At 43.6% G+C, this 13,429-nt stretch carries 13 protein-coding genes; 5 read left to right on the forward strand and 8 right to left on the reverse strand.

The window, feature by feature from the left end:
* Nucleotides 1–4: 4 nt before the first annotated feature.
* Together LEP1GSC058_RS02530 and LEP1GSC058_RS02535 are read right to left on the reverse strand one after the other, a co-directional pair.
* On the reverse strand, nucleotides 5–1,414 hold the full coding sequence (locus tag LEP1GSC058_RS02530; RefSeq protein WP_016548052.1) for an MBOAT family O-acyltransferase: 1,410 nt from the start codon (nucleotides 1,412–1,414) through the stop codon (nucleotides 5–7).
* On the reverse strand, nucleotides 1,411–2,169 hold the full coding sequence (locus tag LEP1GSC058_RS02535; RefSeq protein WP_016547794.1) for a pseudouridine synthase: 759 nt from the start codon (nucleotides 2,167–2,169) through the stop codon (nucleotides 1,411–1,413). Before LEP1GSC058_RS02535 ends, LEP1GSC058_RS02530 begins: the two co-directional genes overlap by 4 nt.
* A 117-nt stretch (nucleotides 2,170–2,286) precedes the next feature.
* Between LEP1GSC058_RS02535 and lipA the strand changes: the two genes are divergently transcribed.
* Nucleotides 2,287–3,192: a lipoyl synthase gene (gene lipA, locus LEP1GSC058_RS02540; RefSeq protein WP_016547885.1), complete on the forward strand. Its 906-nt coding sequence runs from the start codon at nucleotides 2,287–2,289 to the stop codon at nucleotides 3,190–3,192.
* Nucleotides 3,177–3,512 carry a hypothetical protein gene (locus LEP1GSC058_RS02545; RefSeq protein WP_016548195.1) on the forward strand — a complete coding sequence of 112 codons (336 nt, stop codon included), beginning with the start codon at nucleotides 3,177–3,179 and terminating at the stop codon, nucleotides 3,510–3,512. Before lipA ends, LEP1GSC058_RS02545 begins: the two co-directional genes overlap by 16 nt.
* Nucleotides 3,513–3,605: 93 nt before the next feature.
* Here LEP1GSC058_RS02545 and ompL47 read toward each other — a convergent pair whose 3' ends face one another.
* From ompL47 to LEP1GSC058_RS02560, 3 genes are all read right to left on the reverse strand, one after another.
* Nucleotides 3,606–4,691, reverse strand: coding sequence for a multi-beta-barrel domain surface protein OmpL47 (ompL47, locus tag LEP1GSC058_RS02550; protein ID WP_016548282.1), 1,086 nt, complete (start codon nucleotides 4,689–4,691; stop codon nucleotides 3,606–3,608).
* A gap of 319 nt (nucleotides 4,692–5,010) precedes the next feature.
* Nucleotides 5,011–6,186 (reverse strand): lipoprotein LipL45, encoded by a 1,176-nt coding sequence (locus LEP1GSC058_RS02555; RefSeq protein WP_016548068.1) that lies wholly within the window; start codon nucleotides 6,184–6,186, stop codon nucleotides 5,011–5,013.
* Between the two features lie 94 nt (nucleotides 6,187–6,280).
* On the reverse strand, nucleotides 6,281–7,480 hold the full coding sequence (locus LEP1GSC058_RS02560; protein WP_016547930.1) for a PQQ-dependent sugar dehydrogenase: 1,200 nt from the start codon (nucleotides 7,478–7,480) through the stop codon (nucleotides 6,281–6,283).
* 93 nt (nucleotides 7,481–7,573) lie between these two features.
* Between LEP1GSC058_RS02560 and LEP1GSC058_RS02565 the strand changes: the two genes are divergently transcribed.
* Nucleotides 7,574–8,908 (forward strand): radical SAM protein, encoded by a 1,335-nt coding sequence (locus LEP1GSC058_RS02565; protein WP_039947930.1) that lies wholly within the window; start codon nucleotides 7,574–7,576, stop codon nucleotides 8,906–8,908.
* Between the two features lie 275 nt (nucleotides 8,909–9,183).
* Here the strand turns inward: LEP1GSC058_RS02565 and LEP1GSC058_RS02570 are convergent, their stop codons facing one another.
* The 3 genes from LEP1GSC058_RS02570 to LEP1GSC058_RS02580 are packed head-to-tail and all read right to left on the reverse strand — an operon-like array spanning nucleotide 9,184 to nucleotide 11,249.
* The gene (locus LEP1GSC058_RS02570; RefSeq protein ID WP_016547931.1) at nucleotides 9,184–9,867 is read right to left on the reverse strand and encodes a TIGR00266 family protein; all 684 of its coding nucleotides are present in this window, start codon (nucleotides 9,865–9,867) and stop codon (nucleotides 9,184–9,186) included.
* A gap of 16 nt (nucleotides 9,868–9,883) precedes the next feature.
* Entirely contained in the window at nucleotides 9,884–10,555 is a 672-nt protein-coding gene (locus LEP1GSC058_RS02575) for a TIGR00266 family protein (RefSeq protein WP_016547836.1), read from the reverse strand.
* A gap of 28 nt (nucleotides 10,556–10,583) precedes the next feature.
* Entirely contained in the window at nucleotides 10,584–11,249 is a 666-nt protein-coding gene (locus tag LEP1GSC058_RS02580; RefSeq protein WP_039947931.1) for a TIGR00266 family protein, read from the reverse strand.
* Nucleotides 11,250–11,352: 103 nt separating this feature from the next.
* Between LEP1GSC058_RS02580 and LEP1GSC058_RS02585 the strand changes: the two genes are divergently transcribed.
* Together LEP1GSC058_RS02585 and lpxC are read left to right on the forward strand one after the other, a co-directional pair.
* Nucleotides 11,353–12,012: an SDR family oxidoreductase gene (locus LEP1GSC058_RS02585; protein WP_039947977.1), complete on the forward strand. Its 660-nt coding sequence runs from the start codon at nucleotides 11,353–11,355 to the stop codon at nucleotides 12,010–12,012.
* Between the two features lie 386 nt (nucleotides 12,013–12,398).
* On the forward strand, nucleotides 12,399–13,304 hold the full coding sequence (lpxC, locus tag LEP1GSC058_RS02595) for a UDP-3-O-acyl-N-acetylglucosamine deacetylase (RefSeq protein WP_016548053.1): 906 nt from the start codon (nucleotides 12,399–12,401) through the stop codon (nucleotides 13,302–13,304).
* Nucleotides 13,305–13,429: the final 125 nt, after the last annotated feature.

The raw sequence follows: 13,429 nt of genomic DNA on the forward strand, positions 1-13,429 counted from the left end.
TTTCTCAAAATTGTCCGTAGAAGAAGTCCGCATTACCGTTCGGCAAGGCTAGTAAAATCAGAATCCATGCCAGCGGTAAAGTTAACGCTTTGATCCGGTCCGGGATTTCGAATTTTTCCGGCCATTCTTCGGTGCAGTGAAAAAAAATCGCAACGATCAAAGCGAAGACGCAAGGTTCCGCGTTCGGAAAGTCCTGTCCGGGAGCCCATATAAGAATCCGTCGAACGGCGTCAAAAGCTGCGCTCACGGTCGGAGTGAAGAATAAGATCCACGAAATGCAATAAATATGCAGAACGAAAAGATAAGTCACGATTCTCTTCACGTAAGGAATATCCGGAAAAAGCTTTATTCCGGAATCCTTAAAGACCCGTTCGATAGAGAGATACGCGCCGGTGAATAATCCCCAAAGCAAATAGTTTGTGTTGGCCCCATGCCATAAGCCGCCGATACCGAAAGCGATCAGATAATTAATGCAGGTTCTTAAGGTTCCCAATCTGGATCCGCCGAGAGGTATATATAAATAATCGCGGATCCAGAATGAAAAGGTTAAATGCCATCTTCTCCAAAAGTCACCGAAACCGTTCATGAAAAATGGCGCCTTGAAGTTTTGTGGCAGCCGGAAACCTAATAAACGACCGAGGCCCCTGGCAAGGTCCGTTAATCCGGAAAAATCCAAGTAAAGGTAAATGGCAAAAAAGTAAATAGTACGAAGTAATGCCCAACCGGAAAAGATAGCCGGCTCTCCGAAAACAGGAAAGATCGATCCTGTCATTAAAACAGACAGAACGGATTTCTTTAATAATCCAAATAAAACCAACCATAATCCGTCGACCATATCTCCGGGAGACATCTTGGGCGAATTGAATTGCGCAGAAACATCAGAAAATCTTAAAATGGGTCCGGCGATCATTACCGGAAATAGCAGTACGTAAGAAGATATTTGGGAAATCGTTATCTCCTCCGAAATCAATCCCTTTTTCTTATCCACCGCAAGCGAAATTAACTGAAATGTGTAATAACTAATCGTAAGAGGTAAAATTACTTCAAAGCCCGCCCATCCTAATGCTTTAGAAACGATAGCATCCAAGCTTGCTTTATTCTGTAACTCCTGTATTCCTAATGCAACGCCGACAAGATCGGTTAAGAAGTAGAAGTATTTAAAGAAAGCTAGATTCAAAACGTTGAATCCGATAGAAATCGGCAAAAACCAATTCTTCTTTAGAAAGAAGCGAATAAATATCCAATTAATAAGAATGACGGCCCAGAGGTGAAACAAGAACGGCCAAGAACCGAAGGCGTAAAATAAGGAAGAGGCTAAAACAAGAAAATATCTCTTTAATCGGTCGGGAAGATTCCAATAAATTAGGAAAACGAAGCCGAAGAAAAATAAGAATTCTAAGCTTGTAAAGTTCATGGTCTCCATTGATCCGGATCCAAGAGAGTGTATTCGCCCTCCCGAATCCCTAGTTCTTTCAATCGTAAGTTTCCGATTCTCACTCGTTGGAGGTCCAGCACCCTTCCCCCTAACGCCGAGAACATTCTTCTAATCTGTCTCTTTCTCCCTTGACGGAGAATGATTCTGAATCGGGAGGCTTCGGTACCTTTTGATTCCGCAACAACGGATTCGGCCTTTAAATTTTCCCCTTCGTCCATAATCCCTTCTCGAAATCTGCGTACTGTTTCGCTAACGGAAATGGATTCCTGCAAGGATACTTCATATTCCTTTTCGGAAGAATGAGAAGGATGACTTACATGGTGAACTAACTCGCCGTCATCGGAAAGTAACAGGAGCCCTCTCGAATCCAAATCTAAGCGACCGGCGATGGCAAGCTGTCCGTACTTGCTCGGTAATAATTCAAAGACCGTATGATTATGAAATCGATCCCCGTGGGAACAAAGGTAGCCGGGCGGTTTATTCAAAGCTAAGAAAACCGTTCCCTGCCTTGGAATCGCTTTTTTATTTCCGACGAAGACTTCGTCCTTCCCTAGGCGAATTCGAGTACTTAAATCTTGGACCAATTTTCCGTTTAAGAATACTTTTCTATTCTGAATCAATTCTTCCACTTTGCGTCGAGAACCAAAACCGCAATCGGCAAGGAACCGATTGATTCTGATCCCATCTTTATCTCCGGAAAGTTCCGATTCTCGCCCTTTACCTTTTTCTCCCAAAACGGGGCCGTCCTATAGGTGTTTCTCACCCGAATTCATTCCAGATTAAGGATAGGGGGACAATCCGGCTACCCAAAACACTTGACCTTTCTGCGGGAACTCGACAGGCTATAGACAGTGAACCCGCTCAAGAAAAAACCTAGAACTTCGTCCAACGTTCCCGCTCCGGAAAAGCCGGATTGGCTAAAAGTTCGCCTTCCGTTTAGAGAAACAGGTAATTCCGTTTCGATCGTTCGGGAGCTAGTAGAAGAAAGTAACTTGCATACTGTTTGCGAGAGCGCTTCCTGTCCTAATTTAAATCACTGCTGGTCCAGAAAAACCGCTACATATATGCTCGCCGGAGATATATGTACTCGGCGTTGTGCCTATTGTGATGTTCCATTTGGTAAACCCCTTCCTCTTGATGCAGGAGAGCCTCTGAGAGTCGCTGAGTCGGCTGCAGCTCTCGGTTTAAAACATGTAGTAATTACTTCCGTAAATCGGGATGATTTGGAAGATGGTGGAGCTCGTCATTATAAGGAAACGGTGGACCTAATCCGCCAGAAATTGCCCGACTGCAAGATAGAACTGCTAGTGCCGGATTTTAAAGCCAAAGAAGAAAACCTATCGATCGTTTATTCCAGTAAGCCGGACATTTTTAATCATAATTTAGAAACCGTTAAACGATTATTTCCCGAAATTGCGCCCGCAAAAAAATACGATCGTTCTCTGCAGGTTTTAAGACACGCTTCCGAAAGAGGATTCCTTACGAAGAGCGGATTGATTTTAGGATTAGGGGAAACTTTGGAAGAAGTCAAAGAAGCGCTCAGGGATCTGCGGGATTCCGGTGTTAAAATGGTGACTCTCGGGCAATACCTGCAACCTACGGCATCTCATCATCCTGTAAAGGAATATGTTCACCCCGATATTTTTAAGGATTTAAAGGAATATGGAAAGCGTCTAGGTTTTTTATCCGTATTCTCAGGTCCGTTAGTCAGGAGTTCTTATCATGCTGACGAGCAAGTGCCGTGGAACGAAAATTAAATAGAGTTTCGGATTTAAGCTCGTCGGACTCCCCCGATTCGGGGGAAATAAAAAAAATTATATTTCATTCCCTTCTTTCCTATCTCTCAAAAAAAGAGGGTCCATTATCCAAGACCGAAATTAAGGACCTTTTATTAGATTCATTGAATCTAATAAAAGGATTTAGAGTAGAATGGGCCGAAATCAGAAAATTCGGTAAAGGAAAATTATTGGTTAGCTACCATCACAAAATGATGGTGCTCGAAATGGAAGATACGATAAACACAATCTTAAAGCTCTGGGAAAATTATTTGGACTCAAAAGAGAAAAACCCCAGCTAGATCGAATTAAGAATTCAAAATCGAATCCTAAAATAAAAGCCCCAAAGTTTCCGGGGCTTTTATTTTTAGAACGGATCCGACTTAAAAGAAATATTATTTTCCCGCAGGTTTCGCATTGGAAGGATTCGTCGATTCCGGCGATTTTGCATCCACCTGGCGAATTTTCGTTTCAGGGGGAGTTAGATCCAGGATAAACGTCAGTTTTTGCACTTCGCTTTCATTGCCGACGTTATCCACCGATTTTGCTTCGATAGTGTGCTGACCCGGCGCCGTTACGCTAAAAGAATCCTTATAAACCGTCCATTCCGTCGCGCCGTCCACCTTGATCATAAGCTGTTTAATTCCGGAATACGAATCGTTCCCTTTCAAAGAAAACGTATTTCCTTTTCTAGTATATAGCTTCGATTCAACCGGTACCAAAGGAATCGTTTCGGCAATCGCAACGGTCGGTTTTTCAAAATCGACCGTGACCGCGTAAATTCCTTCTTGGGAAGTATTATTGGATTTATCGGTAGCGAAATATTTAAGGGTGTTAACTCCCAATTTATCCAAGCGTATCGGTTGGTTATCGTATGTCTTAAACTCACTACCATTTACGGAAAATTTAACTTCCTTTACACCGGCAAGATTATCGGTCGCAACGATCGTGTATGTCGTATCCTTAGGAGCGTAACTTTGTTCTCTAGCGGAAAAGACGGTATGACTCGGATTTACTTTAAGATTCGGAGGGGTATTATCGACTAGAACGAGTAAAGTTTTAGGATTCTCCTTATTTCCTACCTTATCAACCGCTCTATAACTTACTTTTACGAGTCCTTCCTTGTTGATGAATATGGGGGCAGTGTAAGTGACGTATTCTTCCTCCCCGATTCGATATTCTACGAAGTCGACTTTAGACGCATCATCGGAAGAGGTTAGTTCGAATTTGATCTTCGAATTAACGTAAATATCGGGCGTGGCACCCGTTCGTTCTTCCGTATCGTTTCTTTTTCCGGACGTAGCTCCTTCGGATTTTGGCGAATTCTTACCGGATCCACCGGAGGATTTCGTGGAAGGCTGGGTTTGCGATTTAGGTGCCGCCTTTGGTTCGGGATCGTCTTCCGCATTCTGAGCAGAGGCCGCAATTGAAACGATAAGTAAGCAAGTGGCAATAAATCGGATTGGGGATGCACCCATCATTCTAAATCTCCTTGGGATTCCGGTGGTCTTTTTTTGGTATCGGATTAAGTTAAAATGGATCTCCAGAATGAGAAAATTCTCCACTTTTGATACACGAAGATCCTTTCTCGGTTTGGACGGTAAATAATCGAAATTTCTAACGAGATTCCGTCAAAAACAACACAAATATTCACAAATTCGGTAGAATGAATTCATCATCATTTTAGGGGGAATTTAGAGAAAATTTTTCATAGAATGCTCGATAGCGCTATTAAAGAAAAAACCCGGAGGCCCTTACGGGAACCACCGGGATTTTTCCACCATTCTTTAAGCTTGCAGTTTAGAGTTTGGTCTTGGTTTGGAAATCGTAAACGACCTCTTGCACATCAGCTTGGTTGATTCTTTTGATGCCTTGCTCAGTATGAACAATCATCGTACTTCCTTGCTGATCTACGATCGCTCCGATAAATGAAGTCCCGTCAGCCATGACGATCTTTTCAAGCTTTTCGTAATAGTTAACCAAATCTTGCTTGGTTTTCAGGTCTTTTGGAGCGGAAACTAGGACGTTTTTGAAACGTTTTACCTCGTCTTCTTGACGTTTAGCCAAGTCAGCTTCGATCTTTTTCTTTTCCGAGTCGTTTACTGCCGCAGCTTGCTCATCAAGCTTGCCGGAAGCAGATTCATCATTCAGTTTTACGATCTTTTCTGCCGTTCCTTTATCAACAGTAACGATAGTGTTGATTTCTTGCTCTTCGGACTTTGAAATACCGGATCCTGAAAGTTTAGTAACAGCTTTTGGAATCTCTTTATCCAAACTCGCAATTTTGGAAGTATCCTTTGCTCCGAACGTTTTGTCAGACGCTTTCACAAGAGAAGACTCGTTTTTTTCCAAAATGATCTCGGCTTTATCCAGAGAGTTCTGTACTTTCTTAAGATCGGAATTTCCTTCGATTTCCTCCGCGCTCATGCCTTCTAAGGCTCTTACGCGAGGTGCAACCGCAACGGATCCTTCCAGAACTTTAATAACAGATCTATCAGGTTTGGTACGATCTACGAGGAAGGACGTTCCACGCACACCAGCGATGGCGGTCGGAGTGATAACCGAAAACTGATCGTCTTTGCTTGCTTTGTTAACTTTGGCAAAAACTTTTCCCGAAACGAGCGCGAGACGAGTATCAGTATTTCCCTTAGCATTTAACGCCAAAGCGGCGAATTCTAACTGGGAATTTTCGGAAATTCTGATCGCAGAACCGTCCGCGAACTGAATATCGACTTTTGCTTTATCCTTGGTGACAAGCTTGTCCCCGGATTTGAGAGAAGCCCCTAAGCCTGCTTTTTCTTCGGTTAGATCAGCGTGTAGAACTTTTGATTCTCCAACGCTAAATACAATGATTGCCGTAGGTTCGCTCTGTTTTGCGTTCGCAGCTTCTGCGTTTTCGGCAGGCTTTTTGCAAGCTCCGGATGCTAACAGACCGACCAGTAGGACGGCCGATGCAACGGAAATGATGTTCTTCATACCCCTATCCTTGATCGAGATTAACCGGATCCGCGGTGGAGGCGGTCCGATCTATATGGGTTAACATTCAAATGAATAGGTTTTTCAATTTATTTCAATTTTTTTTTACCAATTGATAAATATTTCCACCGGTAAAATCGGCAAAATAAATCTCACCTGCAGAATCTTGGCCAAAGGTGCTAATTGGGAACCCAACTTTGAAAAGTCTACGCGCGGAAGCTTTTTTGTCATTTTCTACGGATAAAGCCCAGATAACGCCCGCTACAAAATCACCAAAAACATACTTACCTTCTAACAAAGGTAATTGTTTCCCCCGGTATACGTAGCCGCCTGTGATCGATTGTCCGACCTGGTGGTCATACTCGAATAGGGGATCTATTAGACCCGGTTTTTTGCATTCCGAATGATTTCGAAAACAATGATATCCTTCTTTAATATTCCATCCATAGTTGCCTCCCTTTTCAATTCGATCAATTTCCTCGAACTCGTTTTGTCCGACATCCGCTAGATATAATTCTCCGGTTTTGGAATCGAAAGAAAATCGCCAGGGGTTGCGAAGTCCATAGGCCCAGATCTCCGGAAGGAATCCCGATTTCCCAAGAAATGGATTGTCTTTTGGAATCCTATAAGCCGGACCGGAATTTTCAAGATTGGGCTCGATCCGAATCAGCGTACCGAGGACGGTATTTGGATTTTGTCCGTGTAAAAATGGATCGTTAGCCGCTCCTCCATCTCCAAATCCTACATATAACTTTCCATCATGGCCGAAGGCCAACTGACCCGCATTATGGTTGGAATAAGGTTGATCGACTCGAAGTAGAACACGCTTTCTGTCTTTCCAGGAAAGAATTTTTTGCGAATCCCAAACAAATTCAAGAATCAAGGTCTGATCCTTACCGGATTCCTTTGATACTGCATTAATGTAAAAACGACGGTTTTCTGAAAAGTCCGGATGGAAAGATAAGCCTAAGAGTCCTTCTTCCGATCTTGTTTCAACGTTCCCCGTGAAGTCCGCAGCGAGACTCTTTTCTCCTGAAGTAAGATCGACCAACCAGATTCTGCCTTTCTTTTCAAGTACGACGAAATTCCGGGATTGTCCTGGAAAAAATTGAATATCGGTGGGTTCCTTAAATCCGCTCGCGACAGTCTTCCACGTAAGGTCGGCCCAAGTTACGGCTTTCGTTGGCTTAGCAGGAATTTCTCTCTTTTTTTTCTTAGTTTCAACTGAATGTAAAGTGGAGGTAAATACCAAAAATACTAAAAGGGCTCTAAATAAAGGATAAAGGCGGAACATAAGAAAATCCTCGTTCGAAATAGGCCCCGGTCAACGTGAAAAAACGGAAAAACTAGATGCCAAAACGCCCTAGGAAAACAGTCTGTCGTTAAGATGAACGCTAGAAGTACCGTACGCCCCGAATCTTCAATCGCATTGCTGGAGGAGATGGAACGAAAATATCGAACAATCCCTTTGGAAGCTATCGTGAAGCAGGACATCCTTAGGCAGGGAATTCATTTTTTGCCAGAATCTTTTTTAGTAAGGGACGAGTATAAGACGAAAGATTACTTCATCTTTTCTTTCGATCACATTCCTTTAGCCGATCTAAAAGAAGGAGCGGATTCGAAGGCACCTGAAGAAATAAAATTAGCGGGTGGACATTTTAATCTATTGCCTACCGTTATCTCTACACGGAATAATCCGACCTCCCCCTATAAAGTGAAACGAATCGCACCGGGACAGGACAAGGAAGGGACGCCAGGACTTTTTCTAAATGATACTTTCTTGGGACATCTAGAATACCCGCCGAAACCGGCATGGTACCGGCATAAAACGAAATCAGGAAAGTTACCTGGAGAAATCGCACCCGTAATCGAATGGGGCTATCTAATCTATTTAACCGTTTTTCGAAATTGTCAATATTTTGGAAAAGAGGAAGAATGCGCGTACTGCGATATAAACCATAATTATCGTCAGCAAAAAAATGCCGGCAGGCCCTATACCGGCGTCAAGGAAATCGAAGACCTCTTAGAGGTACTTTCCTGGATCGATTCCGAAGATCAGATTGCAAAGGTTTATACGATTACCGGCGGGTCAGTCATCACATCCTTAAAGAAAAAAAACGAGATCGATTTCTATCTGGAATATGCAAAAGCGATAGAGGACAAGTTTCCCGGAAGATGGATGGGAAAAATCGTTTCTCAAGCTTGGGAGAAAGAAGATTGTCAAAAATTTAAAGACGCTGGCATTCAAGTTTACCACCCTAACTATGAAGTTTGGGACAAAGAACTTTTTAAAAAAATCTGTCCTGGTAAAGAGTCTTATATCGGTCGCGATACTTGGATTCGTAGAATCGTTGATTCTGCCGAGGTTTTCGGCCCCGCTCATGTGATTCCGAATTTTGTAGGCGGAGTGGAGTTATCTCAACCCTGGGGATTTGAGACCGTTCAAGAGGCGGTTGCATCAACTGGAGAAGGTTTGGATTTCTTTATGTCGAAAGGGATTATGCCGCGCTTTACGGCCTGGTGTCCGGAACCATATACTACGTTAGGCACTCAACCGGGACCTCCCCTCGAATATTTTTGCGAACTATTGACCGTTTGGAAAACTACATTTGAAAAATATAATTTACCTGTTCCTCCAGGGTACGGGGAACCCGGACCGGGTAAGGCGGTTTTTTCCGTCTCAGCTTTTATGGACGTAATCGGATATCCAGGAAGGAAGTAGTAGATCTTCAGATTGAAACGATTCGGCGAAGTTTGGAGATTCGGTTGAGATTATTTCCCACCCTTCCTGGGTGGGGGATGGCGGTGGCTTTTCGAGAAATAAATTTACTAACACGATTTCAACGAATTGTCAACCAAATATAGGATTCATTCTTTGTAGGAGCTCCTACACGGAACCCTGCCAAAAAAAGGCTTTTCAATAAATCATAAATCTGATACAGACGTCTCGCTAACCACCGATCCGGCCCCACCCGGGACTTCATCGTAAACGTTGTTTCAATCACTCGACGAGGATTTTTCTACACGGCGCCAACTGTCTGCCCAAGATGCGAATGAATTTTGGTTCCGCGACTGCACATATAATCTCCCCTTTCCGGAAAATTTAGCGACCAATCCTTCACCGGATAAGAAGAGAGATTTTAATCCACCAACTCGATCTATCTGATAGTCTAGAGTCGTTTCAAAACCTACAATATGCCCTGTGTCAACGATATACGTTCCGTCTACATCAACCGTGTGAATGGCTCCGAAACTTGAAAAATAAAGATCGCCGGTTCCGCTTACTTTCAGAAAGAAAAGACCTTCTCCGGAGAAAAAACCTTTAAACCCGCCCCATTTGCTATCAATCGTAAGTTCGGTTGAACCGGCTACGTACGCTCCTCTACTAAGAATAAGTTCTTCGTTTTTTAAGACGCGGTATTCTAAATCGCCTTGGGTTTCGGAAGTAAGATATAAATCGCCTGCCCCTCCTTGAGCAAAAAAGGTATTCTGGAAGAAAGATTCGCCGCTAAGCAACGCCCGTTTTGCGGAAGCAAAAATGCCTCCCTCGGCTTTCGTTTCCATTTTAACATTGGGAGCCATCGCCACCATGGCTCCGGATTCGGCTCGAATTGATTCCCCATTTTCTAATGTAATCTTTAATAATGGAAAATCAGGTTTAGCTAGTATTTCGTGTCTCATAGTATTTCTCTTTGCTCTATCTTTTCTTAGGAGGAAGTTCCGATCGGAACCAAGAACCCAAACTCGGAACATTTCTGGTCTGGATCCAAAGTTTTCCTTTACCGCTGAATTTTGCCACTAGCCCTTCTCCTCCGAACAAGAAGGATTTCCAACCGCCAAACTTTGTAATTTTATAATTTAAGCCTTCCTCAAACGCTACAATATGCCCGGTATCAACGATAAAGTCGCCGTCGACTTCAAGCAACTCAATCCCTCCGTAGCTTGCTATCAACAAGGTTCCCTTGCCGGATAGTTTCAAAAAGAAAAGAGATTCTCCGCTGAAGAATCCTTTCATTCCCTGGAACTTAGTATCCATATCGATTGTTGGGGAAGAAGCTAAAAAAGAACTGGATTGAACGAAGACGGTGCCGTCTAAAGCCAGACTTTCGATATCTCCCGGTAATGTGGGGGCCAAAAGCAACTCGCCCGGCTCGGATGCGGAGAAGGTATTCATCCAAAATGACTCCCCGCCTAAAAATGCGGCCTTTAGCGATTTCATAAAGCCGCCTTTCTGAGCCTTATGAGTTTCGATCCCGATATGGGAGCTCATACTCATCATGGCGCCCGATTCGGCCTTGATGGATTCTCCCGCTTCCAAATTTACTTTCGCGATACTATAAGATGGCTTATATAAGATATTAATATTCATTGTTAAGTCCTGTCGAAACTTGCCTTTCTTACCCCGGTAAGAGACGCGTGAGCCAGCCGATAAAACCGGACGGTACTCTACTTTGTATCCAAAGAGTCCCGTTTCCCGTAAAGTTCGCCACTAACCCTTCACCGCTAAATAAAGTGGATTTCCAACTCCCGCCGGCTTTCCCAACCGTAAACTGGAGGGAGGAATCAAATGCTACGATATGCCCGGTATCAACGGTATATCCGCCTTGCACTTCAATCGGAAAAATGGATCCGTATGCGCTCAAAAACGCCTTACCGCTTCCGGAAAGTTCCAGGAGAAAGAGACCTTCTCCTCCCAGAAGGGAGCGGAGGCCTCCAAATTTTGAAACAACTTGAACAGCTTCATCCGATGCAAGGTAAGCTCCCGCTTGTATCAGAATCTTCTTCCCGTTCATATCCAATTCCACTATATCGCCGGGTAATTCGGGGGCCAACCCGATCTCCCCTCCGGCGTTAGGTGCAGTATAGATATTGAAAAAAAACGATTCTCCCCCTAGGAATTTCCGAGAAAGAGCGGAAAGGAAGCCGCTCCCCATTTTCGTTTCAATTCCGATCCCGGAACTCATATAAACCATGGCACCAGCTTCCGATTTAATAGATTGACCGGGACCCAATCGAAGCTTCAATAGAGAGAACGATGGTTTGTGGGTAATCTGGTATTGCATATCGCAGCAGGTTGAAAGTTATTTCCTAAGTCGTCAACCTGATTCGGAATTCCTCCTCATCTTTCCTCTTTTAGAAAGGTTCCATAGAGTCGGTCTTTTTCAAATGAAACACGCATTGATAACCGGAGCAAATCGCGGCATTGGCTTAGAGTTAGCTCGAATTTTTTCGGAACAGGGTTATGAAGTATTGGCGGCTTGCAGAAAGGCATCCGAACCCTTGCGCAGATTAGGTGTCCCGATTTTCGAAGGCCTGGATTTAACCGATTGTAGGAACTTCGACTCCCTTTCAAACGCCCTTTCCGGCAATCACCTGGATTTATTAATCAATAATGCCGGAATTTTGATACCGGACAACCTCGACAGCATCGATTTTCAAGAAGTAGAAACCCAATTCTTAGTGAATTCGTTGGCCCCCCTCCGGTTAACTCATTCACTGCTTCCTAAAATAAAGGATGGAGCAAAAATCGCGTTTATTACGAGTCGGCTGGGTTCCATCGGAGAAAATAACTCCGGAGGGTATTACGGTTACAGAATGTCGAAAGCTGCCTTAAATGCAGGTGCCGTTTCCTTATCCAAGGATTTGAAGCCTAGAAAAATCTCTGTCGCAATTTTACATCCCGGAATGGTTGCTACAGAAATGACCGGACGCCAGGGAATTCCCCCTCGAGAAGCCGCTGAAGGCTTATTTAGGCAAATAGAGAGCTGGTCTCTGTATTCCAGCGGTAAATTTTTCCATCAAAATGGAGAGGAATTACCCTGGTAACAATTCCAGATCATCCGTAAAAAGTACTCAAAAGCAAATCTAACGTTCGAATCCGAATTCCCGCAATACGTTGCTTTCATAATATGGCAACTAGTTGAACACGAGATGCGAAAAAGGGGATCCCGGAATTCTGTCTCTCTAAAACAACACTGTTGTAAAAATGAGACAAATATACGGAAATTTCTTGCAAATTATGTCTCGTAAAGCTTTAAACCGCGATCTAAGCCCCCTTTTTCCTAGAGTTTTCGGTCCTTCATGGCATGGAAGTTGCTTTATTAATCCTAAAGGGCTATTTTTTATCCGACCAGCGATGAAAATCGCAATAAAGAAGACCCACGTTGAAGCGAGAAACTGACCCAGATAAGAAAGATCTGGATAGGAAACCGATGAATTTCACGGAACATAGAAAAACAATTAAAGAAACAGTTAGAATTAAAGGGATCGGATTACATTCGGGAAAAGAAGTTAATCTGGTCGCCCACCCTGCTCCTTCGGGAACAGGAATAGTATTTGAATATAGAAAAGGGGAAGATAAGGCCTCTATTCCGGTAGAACTAAGTAACGTAGTCGATACAAGCAACGCGACCACATTAGGAGACGGACTCCACCGAGTGCAAACGGTTGAGCATCTCATGGCTGCGGTTTTCTCATTAGGGATAACGGATATGATCCTAGAAATCGACTCCGTGGAAGTCCCGATTATGGACGGTTCGGCTTTACCTTTTTTACAGGCATTTGAAGCTACCGGATACACCGAATTTGACGAAGTGCAAGAGCCTATCTACGTCAAAAACCCAATGTGGGTCGTCGACGGAGACAAATACCTCGTCATCCTACCGAGCAAGGAATGGAAAGTAACCTATACGATTGATTTCCCCCACCCTCTCCTTAAAGGTCAAAACATCACAATCAATCTAAATCGCGAAATACTCAAAAAGGAGATCCTTCCCGCAAGGACCTTCGGATTCTTAAAAGACGTAGAAGCTCTACAGGCGAAAGGGCTTGCTATGGGAGGATCCTTAGATAACGCAATTGTACTCACGCAAGACGGTTATTTAAACGAATCATTACGTTACGAAAATGAGTGTGTTCGACATAAAATCCTGGATCTGGTCGGCGATTTATCGATTGCCGGAAGGCCGATCATCGGACATTATTTAGCTTCTAAAGCAGGTCATGCGCTGGATGTCTCAATGGCCAAATTAGTAATGAGTTCCGAAACAGGAAACGAACTGGGCAAATACAAAAGCCGTCGTATTCCTCTTTTCAAAAGAAAGACCGCGGTCGTTTAAAAAAGAAGGTTTCGAACCTCAGTCGAGATTTTTTCACGGATAAATTCCGTCCCTACCAGACAGAAAACCGGAGATTTTTAATTCCGGAGCTTCCTTTGGAGGAAATATCCCTATACCTGACCCCC

Source organism: Leptospira fainei serovar Hurstbridge str. BUT 6, from assembly GCF_000306235.2.
GTDB lineage: Bacteria > Spirochaetota > Leptospiria > Leptospirales > Leptospiraceae > Leptospira_B > Leptospira_B fainei.